The 21,240-nt window shown below is 63.9% G+C and carries 18 protein-coding genes and 1 CRISPR repeat array; of the genes, 2 read left to right on the top strand and 16 right to left on the bottom strand.

What is annotated here, in order from left to right; genetic code table 11:
• Positions 1-37: 37 nt before the first annotated feature.
• The 11 genes from WAQ08_RS10385 to casA form a co-directional block, all read right to left on the bottom strand.
• Positions 38-1,228: an amino acid ABC transporter substrate-binding protein gene (locus WAQ08_RS10385; RefSeq protein WP_422191499.1), complete on the bottom strand. Its 1,191-nt coding sequence runs from the start codon at positions 1,226-1,228 to the stop codon at positions 38-40.
• A gap of 45 nt (positions 1,229-1,273) precedes the next feature.
• Positions 1,274-2,419 carry an FAD-dependent oxidoreductase gene (locus WAQ08_RS10380; protein WP_422191498.1) on the bottom strand — a complete coding sequence of 382 codons (1,146 nt, stop codon included), beginning with the start codon at positions 2,417-2,419 and terminating at the stop codon, positions 1,274-1,276.
• Between the two features lie 82 nt (positions 2,420-2,501).
• The gene (locus tag WAQ08_RS10375) at positions 2,502-3,485 is read right to left on the bottom strand and encodes a VOC family protein (protein WP_422191497.1); all 984 of its coding nucleotides are present in this window, start codon (positions 3,483-3,485) and stop codon (positions 2,502-2,504) included.
• Positions 3,486-3,819: 334 nt separating this feature from the next.
• Complete coding sequence (locus WAQ08_RS10370; RefSeq protein ID WP_422191496.1) at positions 3,820-4,977, bottom strand: pyridoxal phosphate-dependent aminotransferase; 1,158 nt, start codon at positions 4,975-4,977, stop codon at positions 3,820-3,822.
• A 134-nt stretch (positions 4,978-5,111) separates the two neighbouring features.
• Positions 5,112-7,834: direct repeats of the CRISPR family, unit length 29 nt; unit sequence CGGTTCATCCCCACATGCGTGGGGAACAC.
• 96 nt (positions 7,835-7,930) lie between these two features.
• The gene (gene cas2e / locus WAQ08_RS10365; RefSeq protein WP_422191495.1) at positions 7,931-8,218 is read right to left on the bottom strand and encodes a type I-E CRISPR-associated endoribonuclease Cas2e; all 288 of its coding nucleotides are present in this window, start codon (positions 8,216-8,218) and stop codon (positions 7,931-7,933) included.
• A complete protein-coding gene (gene cas1e, locus WAQ08_RS10360; protein WP_422191494.1) occupies positions 8,199-9,137 on the bottom strand; it encodes a type I-E CRISPR-associated endonuclease Cas1e in 939 nt (312 codons plus the stop codon). The genes cas2e and cas1e overlap by 20 nt, the downstream gene beginning before the upstream one ends.
• 2 nt (positions 9,138-9,139) lie before the next feature.
• Positions 9,140-9,793 (bottom strand): type I-E CRISPR-associated protein Cas6/Cse3/CasE, encoded by a 654-nt coding sequence (gene cas6e, locus WAQ08_RS10355; protein ID WP_422191493.1) that lies wholly within the window; start codon positions 9,791-9,793, stop codon positions 9,140-9,142.
• A 1-nt stretch (position 9,794) separates the two neighbouring features.
• Positions 9,795-10,526, bottom strand: coding sequence for a type I-E CRISPR-associated protein Cas5/CasD (gene cas5e, locus WAQ08_RS10350; RefSeq protein ID WP_422191492.1), 732 nt, complete (start codon positions 10,524-10,526; stop codon positions 9,795-9,797).
• 4 nt (positions 10,527-10,530) lie between these two features.
• Positions 10,531-11,583 (bottom strand): type I-E CRISPR-associated protein Cas7/Cse4/CasC, encoded by a 1,053-nt coding sequence (cas7e, locus tag WAQ08_RS10345; RefSeq protein WP_422191491.1) that lies wholly within the window; start codon positions 11,581-11,583, stop codon positions 10,531-10,533.
• A 50-nt stretch (positions 11,584-11,633) separates the two neighbouring features.
• A complete protein-coding gene (gene casB, locus WAQ08_RS10340) occupies positions 11,634-12,110 on the bottom strand; it encodes a type I-E CRISPR-associated protein Cse2/CasB (protein WP_422191490.1) in 477 nt (158 codons plus the stop codon).
• 20 nt (positions 12,111-12,130) lie between these two features.
• Positions 12,131-13,768 carry a type I-E CRISPR-associated protein Cse1/CasA gene (gene casA, locus WAQ08_RS10335; protein ID WP_422191489.1) on the bottom strand — a complete coding sequence of 546 codons (1,638 nt, stop codon included), beginning with the start codon at positions 13,766-13,768 and terminating at the stop codon, positions 12,131-12,133.
• Between the two features lie 238 nt (positions 13,769-14,006).
• On the opposite strand from casA, the gene WAQ08_RS10330 reads away from it, so the two are divergent.
• Both WAQ08_RS10330 and WAQ08_RS10325 read left to right on the top strand, forming a co-directional pair.
• Positions 14,007-14,309 carry a type II toxin-antitoxin system MqsR family toxin gene (locus WAQ08_RS10330; protein WP_422191585.1) on the top strand — a complete coding sequence of 101 codons (303 nt, stop codon included), beginning with the start codon at positions 14,007-14,009 and terminating at the stop codon, positions 14,307-14,309.
• A gap of 2 nt (positions 14,310-14,311) precedes the next feature.
• A complete protein-coding gene (locus WAQ08_RS10325; protein WP_422191488.1) occupies positions 14,312-14,713 on the top strand; it encodes a type II TA system antitoxin MqsA family protein in 402 nt (133 codons plus the stop codon).
• 17 nt (positions 14,714-14,730) lie between these two features.
• Here the strand turns inward: WAQ08_RS10325 and cas3 are convergent, their stop codons facing one another.
• From cas3 to WAQ08_RS10300, 5 genes are all read right to left on the bottom strand, one after another.
• On the bottom strand, positions 14,731-17,454 hold the full coding sequence (cas3, locus tag WAQ08_RS10320) for a CRISPR-associated helicase Cas3' (protein WP_422191487.1): 2,724 nt from the start codon (positions 17,452-17,454) through the stop codon (positions 14,731-14,733).
• Between the two features lie 27 nt (positions 17,455-17,481).
• On the bottom strand, positions 17,482-17,811 hold the full coding sequence (locus WAQ08_RS10315; protein WP_422191486.1) for a thioredoxin family protein: 330 nt from the start codon (positions 17,809-17,811) through the stop codon (positions 17,482-17,484).
• 66 nt (positions 17,812-17,877) lie between these two features.
• On the bottom strand, positions 17,878-18,714 hold the full coding sequence (locus WAQ08_RS10310; protein WP_422191485.1) for an NAD-dependent protein deacetylase: 837 nt from the start codon (positions 18,712-18,714) through the stop codon (positions 17,878-17,880).
• A complete protein-coding gene (rpe, locus tag WAQ08_RS10305; protein WP_422191484.1) occupies positions 18,695-19,375 on the bottom strand; it encodes a ribulose-phosphate 3-epimerase in 681 nt (226 codons plus the stop codon). The genes WAQ08_RS10310 and rpe overlap by 20 nt, the downstream gene beginning before the upstream one ends.
• A gap of 75 nt (positions 19,376-19,450) precedes the next feature.
• Positions 19,451-21,217, bottom strand: coding sequence for an alkaline phosphatase D family protein (locus WAQ08_RS10300; RefSeq protein ID WP_422191483.1), 1,767 nt, complete (start codon positions 21,215-21,217; stop codon positions 19,451-19,453).
• Positions 21,218-21,240 lie beyond the last annotated feature (23 nt).

The raw sequence follows: 21,240 nt of genomic DNA, 5'->3' as shown, positions 1-21,240 counted from the left end.
GTTCTCGGGCGGGGTGTCGCGGGGCTCGGCTTTCGGCTTACTTCTGCCAGCCGGTCTTCTTCTGGAAGGGCGCGGTCTGCTGCTTGGCCGGGTACACGATCTGGCCCTTGCCGCCCTGGAACTGCAGGAACATGGCCGGTGTCAGCTTGTTCTGCACGCCGTCGAAGGCCACGGGGCCGTTGATGGTGTCGAAGGTGGTGCTGGCGATCGTGGTGCGCAGCTTGTCCTTGTCCAGGCCGGCCTTGGCCACGGCCTGCTCCAGGATCTCGCAGGACACCCAGGCCAGGGACACGTCCAGGTAGTCAGGGGCTTCGCCGTACTTGGCCGAGTAGGCCTCGAAGAAGGGCATGGCCTTGGGCCAGGCCTTCTGGTAGGGCGACCAGTGGCCCAGCGTGACGATGTTGTCCATGTTGGCGCCGAACATCTTGCCGAAGAAGGCTGTCGACGGGCCGATCGCCACGAACTGGAAGGGCGCCACGATGTTCTGCTCACGCGCCTGCTTGAGGTACAGGATCGAATCCTGCGGGTAGGACAGCGAGATCACGGCATCGGGCGCAGCGCGCTTGATGGCCGCCAGGCTGCCGGTCATGTCCTTGATGCCGGGCGAGTACTCCTGGTTGTAGACGATCTTGATGCCTTCCTTCTCGGCGGCGGGCACCAGGAAGCGCTTGATCTCCTGCGGGAACGGCAGCTGGATGGTGCTGATGGCGGCCGTCTTCACGCCTTGCGCCTTCATCATCTTGGCCAGGTCGGCGCCCAGCATGTCGGGGATGGCCGAGGTCGGGAACCAGATGTTCTTGGCCTTGATGGAGCGGATCTGCAGCGAGGCCGCCGAGCTGCCCACCATCGGGAACTTGTAGCGCTCCAGCACCCCCACCACCGCGAAGTGCGCGGGCGATCCCCAGGGCGACAACAGCAGGTCCACCTTGTCGCTGGTGATCAGCTTCTCGTAGATGGCCGCGGCCTTGCCGGGGTCGGACTGGTCGTCGTAGACCACCAGCTGCACGGGGCGCTTGGTGCCGGCCACGTTCAGGCCACCGGCCGCGTTCACGCGGTCAGCCCACAGCTGGTAGGCGTTGAGCTGGCCCACGCCGGCCGGGGCGAAGTCGCCCGTCTTGGCCATGCTCAGGCCGATGCGCACGGGCTCGGCCGCCGATGCGAGGGGGGCGGCCATCGTGGCCGCGATCGCCACACTGGCGGCGCCGAAGAACTGGGAAAGCTTGTTCATGAGGATCCTGGGGTGGTGTGGGTGAGGGGAAAGGGGTTGAAGCATTCAGCCGCGTGGTGCAACGGTGCCCGTCGGCTCGCTGTTGGCGGCCTTGAAGACCTGGCCGGCGATGTAGGGATCGCTCATGGCCGAACGGATCACGCGCGAGCGCACTTCATCAGGCAGGTAGGTGACTTCGCCGTACAAGATGGACCAGCGTTGGCAGTGCTCGATCAAGGGGCGCTCGGCGGCCTCCCAGGCTTCGAGTGCGGCGGGGATGTCGCGCACGTCTTGCGCCTTCTCCAGCGCCACGGCCAGGGCCAAGCCGTTCTGCATGGCCATGCCGCCGCCCTGGCCCAGGTTGGGCGGCTGGGCATGGGCCGCATCACCGACGATGGCGGTGCGGCCAGCCGACCACTGGCGCGCACGCGTCACGCTGTAGACGCCCCAGCTGGCCGGGCCACCGATGCGGTCGATCAGGTGGGCCCACTGCGGGAAGGACTCGGTCCACAGCTGCTTGTCGATGGGGATGCCGCGGGCGGCTTCGTCATCGTGCGGGCAGGTCAGCGCCAGGTAGATCTGCGTGGCGTTGACGGGCGTGATCAGGAAGCGGCGCATGCCGTTCCAGTTCTCGATGTACTTGCCCTGGTCTTGCGGCGCGAAATCGCCGGGGCGGGCTTCGATCATGGTGCGCAGCGCGCCTTCGCGGGTCTGCTCGTGCAGCAACTCCAGGCCCAGGCTCTGGCGCACACGTGACCACACGCCATCCACGCCCACGGCCAGGTCGGCGCGCACGGTGCTGCCGTTGGACAGGATCAGCTCGCCGCGCGCCGTGGCGCCAATCGTTTCGGTGTTGGTGACGACCTTGACGCCAAACCGATCGCAAGACGACTTGAGTGAACTCAGCAGCCTGCTGCGCAACACCGTGAGCAGGCGCTTGTCGGCCCCGATGGGGGCTGATTCGATGATGCCGTTGAGGTTGTCGCGCTGCTCGAAATGCGTGCCGCGGAAGGCGCCTTCGGTGGCTTCCTCATAGGCGCCCAGGGATTCGAGCACGCGCAGGCCGTTCTCCCAGATGTAGATGCCCGAGCCCGCGGCCCGCAGTTCGGGCTGGCGCTCGTAGACGGTCACGTCCCAGCCGCGCTGGCCCAGGGCCACCGCGGTGGCCAGCCCGCCGATGCCGCCGCCAGAGATGATTGCGCTTCTTGTCATGGTGAGTTGCTCCAGGCCGGCCCCGCGCAGGGGCAGCCAACAGATCTGTCGGAAGGGTGAAGGGCGTCAGGCGCCCCGGGGATCAGGCCGCGTCGGACAAGGCCACATCGCCACGGGCCGCCAGGTCGATGGGCGCGTCGCGCCGCACGTACCACTCGCTGCCCAGGCCATCGGGATCGATCAGGAAGATGGACCGCTTCCAGGGCAGATCCACCTTGCGGGCGATGGTCACGCCTTGCTTTTGCAGGCCGGCAATGGCCTTGTCCAGCGTGGCATCGCTGTCGAGCTGGAAGCTGGCATGGTCGTAGCTGGGCGCATCGGCCGGCACCAGCACCAGGTTGTGTTCGTATTGCGCGTCCTCGGTACCGCCCAGGTAGACCACGCCTTCGCGGCGGGCCACCACGCGCAGGCCGCCGATGTGCGTGTAGAAGCGCTCCATCTCGTCGATCTTCGCGGTCTTGAGCACGGCGTGCGTGATGCGGCGCGGTTGCAGCGGCGCCGAGGGGTGCGTGCGCAGCACGGGCTCGGTGTCGTAGCGGCCTTCGGTGAAGCCTTCGGCCGTGAGCGGATCCCAGTAGCTGGTGATCAGCTCCATCGGGCCGTGCAGCACGCTGCGCCAATCCTTCACGGTGTCGCAGTAGAACTCGTTGTAGTTGCCGTCCGGGTCGAACACGTACACGCTGTGCGCCACCTGGTGGTCCACGGTGATGTCGGTGTCCACGTTGTCGGCCTTGAGGCGGCGGAAGGCATCGACCAGTTCGGCCTCGTTCTCCAGCTCCCAGGCCAGGTGGTTCAGGCCGGCATGCAGGCCGATGGTGCCGGGCAGCTGCAGCAGGCCGTCCTTGCCGTAGCGGTCCACGCCATTGGTCTTCTGGATCATGCCCAGGTCATGCGGGGTGTGGCCCGTGCCCAGGAAGGTGGCGACCAGTTCGGGTTCGGTGAACTCGACGGTCAGGCCGCAGACCTCGCTGTAGAAGCGTTCGGAGGTGGGGATGTCATCGACCCAAAGATTCACATGGCCGAGACGGCGGGGCGCGAAGTAGGAACTCTGCGTGGAAGCTGTCATGAGAAACCTCTTTCATGGACGGCGTGGACGCCAGGGGGTGAAGTCAAATCACTTTAAGTCTGTATTGTTTACAGATCAAGTTAGTGCAAACGATGTGCCAGACCGACCGCGATGCAGTTCACGCGTTTGGCGCGCCAGATGTTTCACCAGGCAGGCAAAAGCCCCGAAGCTGGTGCATGGATGCACAAAGCCGAGCGTGACGCTGGATAACCCTGAGCGCGCGCCTGGTGCAAGCCACGGATTAACGGACACCGCAGGGCACAGCCCGGCCAGACAACAAAAAAGCGCGGTCCATGCCGCGCCTTGTGGATGTGAGGGACGTGAGCGCGCCGGCTTACAGCTTGACCAGCGTCTCCAGCGCACGGCCCAGGGTGGCCGCCGATTTGGCGAAACAGAATCGGATCACTCCATGGTCATCGCCACCGGGGTAGAAGGCTGAGACCGGAATAGCCGCCACGCCATGCTCGCGCGTGAGCCGCTGCACGAAGGCCACATCGCCCTCGTCGCTGATGGCGCCGTACTTCACGCACTGGAAGTAGGTGCCCTGGCAGGGCAGCAGCTCGAAGCGCGAACCGCTCAGCGCCTGGCGGAAGATATCGCGCTTGCCCTGGTAGAGCGCACGCAGTTGTTCATACCAGCCGGGCTTGACCATGAACTCGGCCAGCGCATGCTGCGACGGCGCATGCACCGTGAACACGATGAACTGGTGCGCCTTGCGGAACTCCGCCATCAGCGCACGCGGGGCCAGGCAGTAGGCCACCTTCCAGCCGGTGATGTGATAAGTCTTGCCGAAGCTGGAGACCACGAAGCTGCGCTCAGCCAAAGCGGAGTAGCGCATCACGCTTTCATGGCGCACGCCGTCGAACACCATGTGCTCGTAGACCTCGTCACTGACGATGACGATGTCGGTGCCTTCGACCAGGGCCTGCAAGGCCTGCAGATCTTCTGCCGTCCATACCGTGCCGGTGGGGTTGTGCGGCGTGTTGAAGATGATCATGCGCGTGTGCGGGCCGATCAGGCGGCGCACCTCGTCCCAGTCAGGGCGATAGTCAGGCTGCTTGAGCGTGGACACCACGGGCGTGCCGCCGTTGAGGCGGATGGCCGGGCCATAGCTGTCGTACACCGGCGCGAACACGATCACCTCGTCGCCCGGGCGCACCAGCGCGGCCACGGCGGTGAAGATGGCCTGCGTGGCACCGGCCGTGACGGTGACCTCGGTGCCCGGGTCATACGCGGCGCCGTACAGGGCGTGCACCTTGGCCGCGATGGCCTCGCGCAGCGCGGGCACACCCGCCATGGGCGGGTACTGGTTGTGGCCGGCGCGGGCGTGCTTGTCCAGCAGGCCGATCAGTTCCGACGGTGGCTCGAAATCCGGGAAGCCCTGCGAGAGGTTGAGCGCCCCATGCTCCTGCGCCAGGGCCGACATCACGGTGAAGATGGTGGTGCCGACTTCGGGCAGACGGGAATTGATGGTCAGGGGCTTGCTGGGCATGCGTGCAAGGATAGCGGGCGAAAGTGCACGAACACGGCGCGCGTGTATCCAGACGTTCCTGTGGATACTGCAAGGTAGATTCATCGCATGTGCAGGGAACACGGTCTGCCTATCGGCAACCTCAGCTCGCAGTTCGGTTCATCCCCACATGCGTTGGGGAACACGCCGGTGACGGACAGGAAGCCGCCCGCACCCACGGTTCATCCCCACATGCGTGGGGAACACGCCGGCCAGGTCTGCGGTGTCATCGCCTGCAGCGGTTCATCCCCACATGCGTGGGGAACACCACCAGATCGTGTCGCCCAGCTCAGGCGCGGGCGGTTCATCCCCACATGCGTGGGGAACACTAACGCGTTGCCGCCCCCCGTTTCGCCCACAACGGTTCATCCCCACATGCGTGGGGAACACTCTGTGGGGCCGATCTGAATCAGCGCATCGCGCGGTTCATCCCCACATGCGTGGGGAACACATCACGACGACGGGCCTGACGCGCTGGAAATTCGGTTCATCCCCACATGCGTGGGGAACACGCCTTTATCAACTCGGCCTGCTGCAGGACTGTCGGTTCATCCCCACATGCGTGGGGAACACGCACCGGCCGCCGATGACGGTGAGGACTTCGACGGTTCATCCCCACATGCGTGGGGAACACGCTCCTTTCAAGCAGTGGGTAAGATGGCTGGCGCGGTTCATCCCCACATGCGTGGGGAACACAGATCGGCCCCCTGCAACTCACCATTGCGCACCGGTTCATCCCCACATGCGTGGGGAACACTCACCGGCCAGATCCTCGAACTGGAAGAGCCACGGTTCATCCCCACATGCGTGGGGAACACGGTGGAGATCACGGGCAAGACCTACGGCAGCGCGGTTCATCCCCACATGCGTGGGGAACACGCCGCAAGATCCGGATCAACCGCCGAGTCGAGCGGTTCATCCCCACATGCGTGGGGAACACCACCGGGCCGCAGGCCCTGCGCAGTGCGTTCACGGTTCATCCCCACATGCGTGGGGAACACGAAGCGCAGAACCAGGTGCTGCGTGACCAGGGCGGTTCATCCCCACATGCGTGGGGAACACGAAAGCGATCCACCCGCCATCCGTTTCGATGACGGTTCATCCCCACATGCGTGGGGAACACGGCATCAGCATCGGCCAGGTGGGGGTTGTAGCCGGTTCATCCCCACATGCGTGGGGAACACGCTGGCGGTTGCCAGGGCTGCCTCTATGCCGCCGGTTCATCCCCACATGCGTGGGGAACACGACTTCGACCGGGACAGCCTCAAGGCCGTTCGCGGTTCATCCCCACATGCGTGGGGAACACTCGCCCGCGCTGTAGTCCAGGCCCTGCAGCATCGGTTCATCCCCACATGCGTGGGGAACACCATCACCCAATTGCGAGCATCCAAGCTAGTGGCGGTTCATCCCCACATGCGTGGGGAACACCGCTGCGCACCCCAACTTGTGGAGCGGATCCACGGTTCATCCCCACATGCGTGGGGAACACGGGTAAGACCAACGTTGCGGGATTGGGCGATGGCGGTTCATCCCCACATGCGTGGGGAACACCGTGTTCGCGAGGTCGGCCGGTTCAGTGCGGACGGTTCATCCCCACATGCGTGGGGAACACCTGTTCTTCTTGTCGATGCCGTCTTGGGCGACCGGTTCATCCCCACATGCGTGGGGAACACGACTACAACGCCGGAGTGAACGCCGATGGAACACGGTTCATCCCCACATGCGTGGGGAACACGGCGCACACTGCCACAGGCCCGTGCGCGGGTGCGGTTCATCCCCACATGCGTGGGGAACACCGCGGTGGTGGCTCCGAGCTCAATCCCGCCTACGGTTCATCCCCACATGCGTGGGGAACACACGGACAAAAACAGGCGATTGTCGCCGCCGATCGGTTCATCCCCACATGCGTGGGGAACACAGGTGGCTCAATCTCAGGGGCATCGATCACGTGCGGTTCATCCCCACATGCGTGGGGAACACCGGCGAACTACGGCGCCGCTACAGCGCACCGCCTGGTTCATCCCCACATGCGTGGGGAACACACCCGCACGTCAACATCGACGCCGGTCGAGTTCGGTTCATCCCCACATGCGTGGGGAACACCGTCTGACGCCCGTGTTCCGGCATCTCCCAGTCGGTTCATCCCCACATGCGTGGGGAACACGCATGACGTCACGGCCTCCACCATGGCGCGAAACGGTTCATCCCCACATGCGTGGGGAACACGTTGAGGTCGTTCGGGTCCTTCAGGCCGTACTGCGGTTCATCCCCACATGCGTGGGGAACACGATCATCCAGGAGGGGGTGATGGCCAACGGGTACGGTTCATCCCCACATGCGTGGGGAACACGAACTCGTAGCGCTCGGGATGATCTGGATCGGACGGTTCATCCCCACATGCGTGGGGAACACGACGAGATCGCCAGCGCGGACGTCGGCGCCACCGGTTCATCCCCACATGCGTGGGGAACACAGCGGGGGCTGTGCGCTCGTCTGTGGCCATCGCGGTTCATCCCCACATGCGTGGGGAACACCGTAGTCCAGCGAGTAGCTGCCGCCGGCCTGGCGGTTCATCCCCACATGCGTGGGGAACACAGTGCCGGGAGGCATGGCCTACAGCTCTAGTCCGGTTCATCCCCACATGCGTGGGGAACACGATCAAGGAATACGCGGTGATCTGTGTGGGCGCGGTTCATCCCCACATGCGTGGGGAACACCGTCGGGTGATGAAGCCGGGCCGCAACGTCAGCGGTTCATCCCCACATGCGTGGGGAACACGTACTGCGCATCTGTCAGTCCTACGCCGAGAACGGTTCATCCCCACATGCGTGGGGAACACTCTTCCTCTATCTCTTTGATTTCAAAGAGAAATTCTCACCATCAATTTTCTACCAGTTTTTTAGCACGCAAATCTACTTGTTAAAGAGCAACGACATCACCCGTCCACAGACGGGAAAAAGCTCACCAACTGGACACCGTCAAACTCCACAGGAATCCGCCTGTTTTTGCCCGTGGTCTTGACTTCAAAGCCTAGTTCATTACGCGCCTGCCATGCCATCACCGCATTGCCCTCATCAATGCCCTCAACCACCTGATCCCAGATGTTCTCGCGCACCTTGCGCGAATAGTTACCGACATACACGCCAGCACGCACCTCCAGCATCCACACGGCCAGACGCCCCCGCAAACGCGGTGGTGCGTTCTCAAGCACGATGACCAGCATCACCAATGCCTTCAGGGTTGGGCAGAGCGGGGCCTACCGCATCCGGCGATGGATCGGGCGGCTGGATTTCTCCAGCAGACAGTACCGTCTCAATGTCAGGAATGATGCGCTCCAGCAGCTTCGTCTGCCGGAACACATCCCGGCATGCCAACCGCACGGCCCGGTCAGCTTGCGCAGGATGCGAAGCCGCAATCTTGAACGCCACCGGCACCACAGTCTCGAACTTGTAGAGATCAGCGATGTCATACACGAATGAGAGCGGTTTGCCCGTGTGGATGAAACCCACCGCCGGCGCATAGCCCGCAGCCAACACCGCCGCTTCGGTCACGCCGTACAGGCATGCGGTGGCGGCAGACAGGCATCGGTTGGGCAGATCGGAGGCATCCCAAGTTTCCGGGTTGTAATCACGCCCCTTCCAGGGTACCCCGAACTTCTGCGCCAGCAACTGGTAAGTGCGCCTGACCCGAGCGCCCTCAATGCCACGCAACTGATCAACGCTGCGACGCTGGGGCGGCTCTTCTCCGAAACGGACGGCGTACATCTTACGCACCACCTTCAACCGCAAGTCGTCGTCCAACGCCAGCCGGGCCTGATACAACAGGCGGTCCGATCTGGCCCCTCCAGGCTGGCCCGCGGAGTAAAGCCGCACCCCCGCTTCGCCTACCCAAACCAGCAAAGTGCCTACGCGTGCCGCCAATGCCGCGGCCCGATGGGACACGCGCGTGCCAGGCTCCAGCATGATGCAGGCCACACCCCCCACCGGCACATGGGTGAGCACCGGCCGCACACGCTCGCCCTGGCAATCCACCACGACGAAGGCGCCATCGACCACGTCGATTTCACCTCGCTCAATGAAGATGACCGACAACCGCTCCTTGATGGGAATGGGCTTGAGCGGCGGAAGCAGGTTGCTGGGCATGCTCAGATCGGTCTGCGAACCAGCATCAAGCCACAGCCAAAGGCCTTGGCATGGCCCAGCCCTCGCCCCAGCATCCGAGCAAACAGTGCGGGGTCCTCCACCGTCAAGGCACCTCGGAAATCAACCGTGGAAAAGCGCAGCTTGCCATCCTTGACAACGTGCTGGGCATACCCCTCGACAGACAGGCTGCCTTCATGCGGCACAAAGCCATGGTGCTTGCCTTGTTTGACCAACCAGGCTTCGCAGGCATCGTGCATCAATTGGTACGCGTCATGTCCGATGGCTCGTTGTGCCAACTTTTTCTTGGCATCCATCACCACGTCATGTCGGCGCGACTTGCCCCCATCAGACCGTGTCACGACCGGGTTGGCGCACAACTCGAACTCCAGAACGTCGCCTACAGCCAGGCTGGGCTGATAGGGCCGCGAGCGAATCAGCCACACGTCGCTATCGGCCACGGGCTCACGGGCCGACACGACGCAATAGCGGGGCACATGGCCCTGATCCATCCGGCGATAGATGTGGTCACGCTGGGTGCCAGGCTCTGATGGAAACAGGCGCCACAACCATTGGTGTTCTCGGTAAGGCCCGCGGAGCATCTGATGCACGGCCTCACGCTCACGTCCGGGCTGAGGGGTGATCACACTGAAGTGCATGTCATGCCCTTTCTGCTGGTGCCTGCAACATGGCCAGGTGTTCAACCCGTTCGCCATGCTGCCAGGCGCCTCGGTGGATCAGGCGGTCCTTGCGGGTCACGGACAGATGGGAAGGCATGCCTGCCTCCATACCATCGGCCCAAGCCAGAGCCCGGGGCAGGCCTGCGTCGGCATTGCCCGCCAAGCCATGGCGGTACTGCGCGAAGGCCGCCATGAGATGCTCTGCATCGATCACGCAGGGATGCAGCGGCGCCGACAGCGGGCAAGACTTGCGCCCCAGGTAAAGCACGAAGGCAGGCTTCAACAAAGCCTCGCGCAATCGCGCCAGCGTGTGGGGTGCGTGCGCATGGGCCTGAACAGCCACCAGGTGATGCACGTTCAGCCGGTGGTCGCGTGTGGACAGGATCGTGTTGAGGTCTGTGCGCCGAAAAGCCAGTTCATCCTTGCGCGTCACGTGCTTCTGCCCCTTGAGGGTGCTGCGGCCTGGTACCTGGATGGTGTGATAGTCCCGCAGGAGGGCGCCACTCTCCCACACCTCCACGCCAAACAGATAGCCTGCGTGCAGCGCCTGCAGATCGGCCTCCTGGTCCCTGCGCAAACCCAGCGCCGCCGCCAGCAACCCACCCAATGCAGAGGCGGTCGGACGGTCATCGCTGCCGCGGTACTCACCGACAGCGGCTTCCCCCCAGGAGGCCATCGCCCCCTTGATCTGAAAGATAAGGTACTGGGGCATGGCTTCAGCCCTGCACGAATGCCGTCAGTGCCTTGAGCGAGCCGGCGCCAGCCTCTGCATTCATGACGCAGCGATCGTCGGCGCAGTCTCCGTACACGGTATCGAAGTTCTTCTGTTGCGCCTCCAGCGCCTCAATGGCCGCGGTCAGCATGGAGCGATCACCCCATGCCTGCACAGGTTTGATGAAGGCCTGAGACAGGCTGCGCGGTTGCTGGGGGCCTTTTTCGGCCATCACATAGCCAGCGTAAGCCCGCGAGGCAAAGCTGTTCTGCATGCCTGTAGGCGTGACCTTCGTGACGGCCTGCAGCAGGGCGCTCAAAGCCTTGTCGGCCAGAGCCTTGTCGCCATGCAGGTTCTGCTCGAGCAATGTCCGGTTGATGCACAGGTACAGGTAGAACAGGCCGGCGCCGTAGCCACGTTCGCCGATGTGCCCGGCACCACGCGGGTTGAGGTCATCGACGGCACTGAAGTAGTCGTCTTCGACTTCCGCGCGGTGCACCGTGAAGGCGTGAGACACCTGCACAGCGGCCTCTACATTGAAATCGGGTTCATCGGCCAGCATGCGGCCAAACATGGCCACGTCCACCGCATGTGCATCCCGGGTCAGCAACTTGAGTTCGGCTTCTTCGGGCCCGGCCTTGCGTTCTGCACAAACCTTGGCCAGCGCGATGGCCGCTTCACGTTCGGCCGGCAAGATGTGCGCCAGTTGTTCGATCTGCAGGTCTTCATCGTTGTCCTGCTTCTTGTCAGCCTTGGGCTTACCGAAGGTGGCCGCAATCTGGCGGGCCCATTCGCGCGCCTTCTTTTCATCTGCCCCACCATCCTTCATGACCTGATAGAGGTCACGGCCAAAAGACTTGGTACGTACCCCCAAGTGCTCACCCAAGGCGGACTCGAATACATCAGAAGTGCGCCAAGCCCGCTTCTGGCTTTGAGAAGAAATGCGCAGACGATTGGTGCCGCCCATGAGCGCCGTCTTGGGGCGGCCGGTGTCGTCTCGGTTGAGGTTGGCGGGGGCATGGCTGGTGAGGATGTGCAGCTGGATGAAATCAGACATGAGGTGGTCTCCCTGGTTCAAAGTTCGAAAGCAGCGGGCAGGCGCGTGCATCACTTGGTCGGCCAGACATAGGCATAGGCCCAATTGCGCTTGACGGTGTCGCCCCAGAAGAGAACGTCTTCCGTCAGGCACAGCAAGTTCACTTGCCCGTCACCGATCAGGGGCAAGGCCCGGCGCAGACCCGTGAACAAAGCATCGTCATCGGGCGCATCGAGCAAGCGACGAAAGCGTAATTCGCTCACCGGATTGCGGTCTTGCCCTGGTTTGGGGTGACTCATGGCCTTTGGCAAAGAATCCGCGCCAGGACGCTTGACGTGGCTCATGAGGGCGCAGGCCATGGCCAGGCGATCCAGCTTCCGCGGTGAGCTGAGCAACTCGGGTTGGATGGCCACCAGGCGCCGTTGCAAACGCTGGAAGGCGGGGCACATCAGGGCATCGAGCACGGTGGCGGCGCGACGTAGCTGGGCTCGCCCGCCGCGGTCGTGCTCTTCCAGTTTTGTCCACCAATCGATGATGGCTTGGCCCACGCCGGCTTCTTCGTTCAGTTTCATGCTTCCTCCTTGTTCTTGGTCTTGGCTGCCTTGGCGGGGCGTGCTTTAACAGGCTTGCCGACATCCAGTGTGGGCAGGGCCAGCAGTTGCCTGAGCTTGCTGCCGTTCAAGGTGTTGAGCAGCAGCTTATGGGCATCGGCCACGCGGCGCGGATTCTGCCGGTCGATCAGGCCCGATCCGACGAACTCTTTGTCAAACAGGTCGCGGCATACTTGACTCAAGGTCTGCAACCACCGCTCGTCAAGGGCTTCGTGGTCTTGCACGGCACCGCCCCGCACTTCATCGATCACATCCCGCAGGTTGCGGTAGAAGGCCTCTTCCGTTTGTGCCCAAAACCGGGCATCGACCAGGCTGAAGTCACCCCGTGCATCCAGCTTGAACCACGCCGACTTGACGGCGCTGCTCAGGGCATAGCGGGCAAAGCGTGCGCCCTCCAGCCAGCGATTGATCACCACCTCAAGGCGCCGCAAGTCCGATGCGGCACAGTCATCCAGGTTGTACAGAGGCAAGCGGGCCTCGTACCAGCAGCGGGCCTTCATGTTGTCCATGTCGAAACCGAAGGCCCAGATCTGGAATTGCCCCCCCACGGTGCTCTGTCGCCGGGACAGCGCATGGCGCTCCACAACGCGCGCCGGCCGCTGCTTTTGTTTGTCGTCACCGGAGCCCAGCACCCACGGTAGCCAGTGGCGATAGCCAAAGCCTCCGGGTTGAGGATGCAGGGGCAGCCATCCCTCCTTGGTCTGGTAGTAGGGGGAGAGCACATGGTCCCATGGCCCTTTGTAGTTCAAGCCATAGGCCTTGGTGCTGTACTGACTGAGCAGCCTGTCGCTGGCACGATGGCACAGGTCGCAGGTTCCGCTGCTCGTGGCCTGAAAATCAAGCCGGATGCGGCGAGGCATGGCCCAGAAGATGTGCAAAGGGTGGGTTTGCTTGGGCGCGGTTTCGCCCTTGTCAGGCTGGATGGTTGTGATGTCGGCTAGCCATGGAAAGGTGAAGTGATCATCCACCTTCTTCGCATCGCCGCCATGGTCGTGGTGATAAGGCGGCTCGATGACGTTGAGCCAGAGGTCATGCCACAGCGACTTCGGTGGCTGACAGGCCAGCAGCGTCGTCAAGGGCCCACCGCCGCGCAAGCCCGTGCGATGACCGGCACCGCCGGCGGGTGCGTTGATCTGTAGTGTCAGCAGGGCAATCACCGCACAATGCGGGCATAGCCGCTCGACGCGACCGCGTTTGACGAAATGATCGCTGTTGTTCTTGATGGTGTTCTCACCCGGCGAGTCGACGAGCAATGCGGCCACCCCAACATCGCCCGACTCGCCCAGCACCCTGTCCTGCATGAACCGCGCTCCGTCGCCGTCGTACACAAACGCGTCAACGCCCGGTTGAAACCAGGCCTGCAGGTCAGTGCGCGGAGGCGGCGTTTTGAACAAGGCCCGCCAGGCAAATGTGTCTTGCACCGGCACGAACGTAGCCAGTAGGCCGATGGCGAACTGGGCCAGTGCGCCATTGAAATCGGCACGGTCAGCGTCAAAGGCCAGTACCTCCGGATCGGACAACTGCTCCGGCGAGATCCAGCGCCGTTCGCCTGCGCGGGTGCGCACGGGCATCCATGGTTCAGTCAACAGCGACATACCGGCTCCCCATTTTCGATGCGATTTTTAGTACGCTATTTATTACATAAGTGGTTAGTGTCTGTCAACTCATTTTGCAGGACAATGTCTGCTTCCCGAATCAAAGTTTGGGATGCCCCGTGGTTGGTGTCGGGACCCAACCGTTCCCCAAATCCTTGGGGATGCCGCTACCGCGGAGTCGCATCGGGGTCGGCTTGAAAAAATAACCAATTTGGTTAAAAATGTAGGGGTTTTCAGCGTGGAAAAAAGCACACCTCATTGCAAGCTGCATGTCGTGAAAGCGCTGGTGCAGGCCGGTCAGGTGCGCACCACCACCAGCGCCCTGATCGGCGCTCGCGCACTCGGCATCGACACTGTGGCCGGCATGTGCGAGGTGGTGATGGCCCTGACATCCGCCCATTTCCACAAGAGCATGACCACCCACGCGGATCACCGGATCTGGCAGGACGTCTACCGAACCCACACCACCACAGGTTTGGCCGTTTATTTGAAACTCACCGTGGTGGATGACCTGCTGATCGTGTCGTTCAAGGAGCTGTGACCATGAAATGCCCAAGCTGTGGTGGCGCCGAACTGGTGCGCGACACCCGCGATCTGCCTTACAACTACAAGGGTCAGCAAGGCCTCGTGCCGCAGATCACGGGTGATTTCTGCCCAGCCTGCGGCGAGGCCATCCTCGATGCGGCGCAAGGCGACCGCTTCAGCACATGGATCGGGGCCTTTCAAAAGCAGGTCAATGAACAGCACTTTGATCCATCCGAGATCGCCCGCGTTCGCAAGAAACTGGCCCTGGACCAACGACAAGCCGCAGAGCTGTTCGGGGGGGGTGTCAACGCCTTCTCTCGCTATGAAACAGGCAAGACCACGCCGCCACTGGCCTTGCTGCAATTGTTGAAGGTGCTCGACAGACACCCCGAACTGCTGGCAGAGATCCAATCGACTTGAGCGCTACGGTCCTGGCGTCAGGACGACAACGGCTTCAGGCCGGAGAGCGGGTCATAGACCCAGTCGCGACGGATCTGGCGATCCCCTTGTTTCATCAGGGCCGCCCCCTGCCAGCCGAAGTCGCCTGACCGCAAGGCCAGCAGGATGGACCACTTGCCCTGATCAGGCAGGCTGAACTGCGCCTGTCGCCAGGCCGCCAGTGCCTCTTCGTCTTCAGGTTCTGCGGCTTCGGCGATCAGCCGCTGAGGCACGCGCACTGTGCTGTAGGCCCAGGCGTGCTCAGGCCGTGAGGCATCCCACGGCCGCAGACGCCCACCCTCCCAGCAGGCCAGCACGACATCCACACTGGGCTCGCCCAGGCGCGAGGGGGTGCGGGCATCGTCCCACCAGTCCGTGATGCCGCGCTGATAACCACTGGCAAGCTTGATCGTGTTGCTCTGCGACTCGGAGGCCTCGCTCATGGCTTTGCCTTCGACCTGCACCGCGTTCTGCATCAACGAGGCAGGCAGTTCCGCGTCCTGGCCGAACACGCTCTCAATGAGACGCCTGGCGTCTTCGGGCATGCGCAACTGGCCTTCCTGCAACAGGCGAGCCGTCAACCACAGTTGCCCGTGGTGTGGGTAGACCTTTGCCGATTTCGGAAAAGCATCCTTGACCCAGGTGGCGGATGGCAATTCCTGCCAGCGTGGCCCGTGCACCCACAGGCACGCACGCCCCCGTCCATCGGGCTGAGACGGATCTGCCAAGCGCTCTCCAGCCCCACTCCGACGATGCCGCTGCAGCCGGCCGGCACGCTGGATCAGGCGATCAATGGGTGCGAGATCACTCACGACCAAATCCCAGTCGGCATCGAGAGATTGCTCTGCAACCTGGGTGGCGATCACCAATCGCCCTTGTCGAAGCGAGGGCGTGCTCTGCGACCCGAAGTGCTGCAGGATGCGCCCCTCCATGTCGAGCCGGTCACCCAGGCTGAAACGGGCATGAAACAACATCAGCCTGTCTGGCGTCAACTCGGCGGCGAACCGGGCATGGGCGTCCAGCGCTTCGGCCACCGTGTTGCGCATCCAGCACACACAGCGCCCCTCGGCCAGCGCGGCACGGATGCCCTCCACCACCTCATCAATGTCGGCCAGATAGCGCACATCCACCGTGCGCTGCACATCGGCGCGCGTGGGCATGGCCAGCGAGTCAAGTCGGCCAGGCTCAGCGAACGACCAACTCGTCACAAGGGGGTAGCGCGTCTCGGACGAAGCCGGCACAAGCTGGCCGCCACCCTCCGCGAAAGCATCCAGCAGCGCCTGCTTCATGCGCTGCGGCAAGGTGGCGGACAGCAAGATAGCGCTGCCGCCCACCGACGCATGGGCACGCAGCACCTGTTCAAGTACGCCTTGCATGTAGGCATCGCAAGCATGCACTTCATCCACGATGAGCACCTTGCGAAACAGCCCCAGCAGGCGCAACGACTGGTGCTTGCCTTGCAGTACGGCCATCAGCGCCTGGTCGATGGTGCCAGCGCCGGCGGGCGCCAGCAGGGCACGCTTGTTGTGGTCGGCCAGCCAGGCGGTGCAGCGCGCTGTCGCGGTGTCATCAAGTTGATGCCCATCGCGCTCGGTCTGCCCTGGCTGCAGCACCGATTCAGCGAACGCTGCCACCAAGTCCCTCTGGCCATTGGCCAAGGACAGGCTGGCCATGCCATCGAACAGGCATTCATAGAAGCTGCTCAGCCGGCCATACATGGCGTTGGCCGTGGCCATGGTGGGCAGCCCCATGTAGAAGCCCTCGGCCAGCCCCTGGCTCATCAGCCGGTGGGTGAGCATCATGGCGGCTTCGGTCTTGCCAGCACCCGTGACGTCTTCCAGCAAATGGATTTGCCCCCCGGTCGACAACGCTACCTGGCTGGCCCACGCCTGCAGCGGCGAGGGGTGCTGGATATGCGGGAACAACTGATGAAAGGCCATGGCTGGCCGGGCAGGCACGGGCAGCACGCCCACTTCGCTCAAGGCCCGCCCAGCAGCCTGCCGGGCTGTCTGCCAGTAAGTGGCCAGATCCTGCGCTTGGCTGCGGTAGGGGAAATGCGACTGGTTGGACCCAATCCAGTCTGCCAGCACGGCCACGCCAGCCAGCCACCAGGACAGTTGGCGACTGACGTTCAGGAATCGACGCGGGTCAGCAAAGCAGGGGTGTTCAAAGTCGATGTCAGACAGGAACATGCCGCGCATGGCTTGCACGAATTCGAGTGCAGCACGCTGATCGAACGGGTACTGAAAGTGAGGATCCAGCGCCTTGGCAAACTCTCTAGGGGGTTGTCCGTGGTGCCCCGTCATGGCCCGTGCCCAGAAGCACAGCCCTTCAAGGAGATCATCGGTGGCTGGCCCGAACCAGGCTTCTGCAGCAGCATCCTCTTGCAATGCAAGCCACAGCAGCATGCCCAGGGTGTCATGTCGCTCACTGTATTGATGACGACAGATCCGCTGCTGCACCCTCTGCAGGATGTCTTCACGCTGGCCTTGAAAGGTGGTCGCAAACTTGCCCAGGTCATGCAAAGCCAGCCAAAACCCTATCCATGGCAGCAATTGCGCCTCAGGCAAGCCCAGTCGGTACTGGAGTAGCGCACGAATTTGGGGGCTGCGCTCGATGTAAACAGTGCCCGCAGCAGCAACATCCAGGCTATGAAAGGGCAACAGATGCCAGGCCGAAGAGCCTCCGTCAACCGGTTTCGCTTTCCCCCAATAGTCGAACATCCCGGTCATTGCCGCCCCAGATATTTGTCAATCAGCCTCCAAGCGTAACAGTGCGTCCTCAATGGCCTTCACATCCGTCGGCCGCACCACCCGCGCAACCTCCTGCCCATCCACCAGAAACACCAGCGTAGGCCACAATTTCACTTTGAACGAGCGCCCCAGCGGCCTCCCAGGGCCGTCTTCAATCTTCAGATGCGTCAGTTCCTGCTGCTTGCTCAGCGCCTGCGTGATCACGGGCTGCGCCGCGGCGCATATGCCGCACCAGTTGGTGCCGAACTCGAGCACCTGCACGCCTGTCGTGGCATCGATCTGGTCGCGGGTGGGGGCGTCGGGGGTGTATTCCTTGGGCTGTGTCATGCGGGTCTCCTGCGTCTCCTCATGGCAAGCATAGACCGGCGCGCTGCCCCAGCGTCATCACCAGGGTCAAGTCTTGGCCAGCATGTGCAACACCTGCGCGCAATCGGCCTCGATCTTGAAGGCCAGCAGGCCATCGGCCCGCGTCACACCCTGGTTGATGGCGATCACGGGCTTGCCCAGCCGGTCCGCCTGCTCGGCGAAGCGGTAGCCTGAATACACCATCAGCGAGGAGCCGACCACCAGCAGGCCCGCAGCGTCCGCCACACAAGCCATGGCCTGGGCCACGCGCTCGCGCGGCACGTTGTCGCCATAGAACACGACGTCGGGCTTGAGCAGGCCCGCGCCGCAAGCGGGGCAGCCCGGCACCTTGAAGTCGCCATAGACATCTTCTTCAAGGTGCGCATCACCATCAGGCGCGGTGCGGACGGTGTCCATGCGGCCCGGATCAAAACCGGGGTTCAGCGCCTGCAGCCAGGTCTGCACCTGCGTGCGTTCATGGCGCTGGCCACAGGCCATGCACACCACCTGCCGCAAGGCCCCGTGCAGTTCGATCACGGCATGGCTGCCCGCCGCCAGGTGCAAGCCATCCACGTTCTGCGTGATCACCGTGTGCACATGGCCCTGGCGCTCCAGCTCGGCCAGCGCGTGGTGCCCGGCATTGGGCTGCGCCTGCCCGAAGCGCTGCCAGCCCACGAAGCTGCGCGCCCAGTAGCGGCGGCGCACGGCCTCATCGCGCATGAAAGCCTGGTGCTGCACCGGTGCGGGGTGGGCCCAGCGGCCCTCGGCATCGCGGTAGGCCGGGATGCCGCTGCCCGTGCTCAGCCCCGCGCCCGTCAGCACCACGAAGGGGCCAGCAGACAGGGCTGTGCGCAACAGGGGCAGTTCAGCGTGCCAGTTGCTCACGCATCGCGTCGATCACGGCCTTGTAGCTGGGCTGGCCGAAGATGGCGCTGCCCGCCACGAAGGTGTCGGCGCCCGCATCGGCCACGCGGCGGATGTTGTCCACCTTGATGCCGCCATCGATTTCCAGGCGGATGTCGCGGCCCGAGGCGTCGATGATCTTGCGCACCTTCTCGGCCTTGCGCAGCGTGCTGTCGATGAAGCTCTGGCCGCCGAAGCCGGGGTTCACGCTCATCAGGAGGACCACGTCCACCTTGTCGATCACCCACTCCAGCACGTCCACGGGCGTGGCCGGGTTGAACACCAGCCCGGCCTGGATGCCCTCGGCCTTGATCAGCTGCAGGGTGCGGTCCACGTGGGTGGAGGCATCGGGGTGGAAGGTGACGATGTCGGCGCCCGACTTGGCGAAGGCCGTGGCCAGCGCATCGACCGGCTGCACCATCAGGTGCACGTCGATGGGCACCTTGGTGCCGTCGGCCTTGACCGAGTGCTTGCGCAACGCCTGGCACACCATGGGCCCGAACGTGAGGTTGGGCACGTAGTGGTTGTCCATCACGTCGAAGTGGATCCAGTCGGCGCCGGCGTCGATGACGTTGCGCACTTCCTCGCCCAAGCGGGCGAAATCGGCGGACAGGATGCTGGGGGCGATGCGGTAGGTGGCCATGGCGGGGCTCTTGGGGGCTGGGTGGGGCGAGAGTGCCCATTGTAGAAAACTTGGGGCCGCCCCGCTCCTGCCCCGTCAGTAGCCCCAGGTCGTCTGCCCGATCAGCCAGGGGATGGATGTGTACTTGCGCTGCCGGGCGATGCAGGTGCGCGCCGGCAGGCCCTGGCTCACGCCCTTGTCGACAGCGTAGGCCACCCACTCGGCGAAGCTGTCGGTCAGCTCCAGGGTGGAGTAGCCCTGGCGCGTGCTGTCGAAGAACTGGATGTGCGGGTTGTTCAGACGCACGGCCGGCGTGGCCAGGCCCTGGAACAGCAACTGGCGCTGCTGCGCGGTGAGCTTGGCGCCCAGCATCTCGCCCAGGTTGGACGAGGTGACGGAGGGCGTCATGAACTCGGCACCCACCAGGTTGTCCACATCCAGCGGGTTGAGGTTGCCGTAGTTGTGCTTGACGTTGCTGGCAATGTGCGTGTGCAGATCACCCGTGACGATCAGGAAATTGCGCACGCCGGCCTCGCGCACGGCCCCGGTGATGGCGCGGCGTTCGGCCGCGAAGCCGTCCCAGGCGTCCACGTTCAGCGGCACGATCTGCGCGCCCAGGAAAGTCAGCGCCAGGCGGCCGAAGAAGGTCTGGTTGCCCATCAGCTTCCACTGCGCGCGCGAGCCCGTCAGGCCATCGATCAGCCACTGGCGCTGGGTGGCGCCCAGCAGGGTCTGCTCGGGGCTGTTGAGCTTGGTGCAGCCCAGCGGCACATAACGCTGCAGCACATCGCCCTCGCCGCAAGGGTGCGGGCTGCGGTAGCTGCGGTTCTCGATCATGAACAGGTCGAGGAAGCGGCCGAAGGTGAAACGGCGGTAGACCTTGAGCGCCTCGTGCGGGTGGGTGGCCTGCGGGTTGTGGGCCACGCGGGCGGGCACGTACTCGGCCCAGGCGCGCTGCGAATCGAGCTTGAGCTGGCGCAGCAGGCGTGCATCGTTGCCGTACTGCGGGTCGGTGGTGTAGGGGTGGTCGGGCGCGCCCAGGGTGTCGCGGGCGTAGTCCCAGTAGCAGTCGTTGGCCGTCTCGTGGTCGTCGGGCACGCAGATGAAGGTGTGGCGCTCCATCGCGGCCTGCAGTTGCAGGTCGGAGCGGTAGGTGCGGTAGATGAAGCGGTAGTCGGCCAGGTCCAGCGCCACCAGGCCGCCGGAGGGCAGCACCAGGGTACGGTCGGCATAGGGCAGACTCTGGAAGCGGGGATCGCCGGCCGTCTCGTAGATGAAATCGCCCAGGTGCAGCACGAAGTCGATGGTGTCGTCCTGCGCCACGTGAGTCAGGGCGCCGTAGTAGCCGTTGGTGTAGTCCTGGCAGGTCAGCAGGCCCAGTTTCAAACGCTTGAGGTTGCTGCTGGCCGGCAGGGTGCGGCAACGCCCCGTGCGGCTCACGGTGGCGTCGTAGATGAAGCGGTAGAAAAAGGGGCCGCCACCCTGCGTTGTGGGCAGTTGGCCGTCCAGGTCGATCTTGACGGTGTGGTCACGCTCGGGGGTGATCTCCTGGGCGTCGATGCGGGCCTGCAGCAGCAGGGTCTGGAAGCGCTCGTCCAGCGCCACCTGCAGGTACAAGGGCTCGCCCGGGCGCACGGCCATGTCGGCAATGTGCGTCCACAGCACCACGCCGGTGGGGCTCGGGTCCGCGGAGGCCACGGACAGGTCGAACACCCGCGCCGAATCGGTGCGCAGCGCGTTGGCATCGATGGGCCATTCGCCCGTGGACAGCCACTGCACCGCCCGCACCATGGGCGACCACCAGGTCAACGACAAACCCGCACCCGCAGCGCCCAGCGACGCCAGCCAACGACGACGGTCCATGATCAACGCTCCCCTTCGTGACA

Origin of the sequence: Aquabacterium sp. (genome assembly GCF_049274795.1) — a bacterium.
Lineage (GTDB): Bacteria > Pseudomonadota > Gammaproteobacteria > Burkholderiales > Burkholderiaceae_C > Aquabacterium.
The sequence above is the reverse complement of the archived record's forward strand: the minus strand, read 5'-3'. Positions and strand labels throughout refer to the sequence as shown.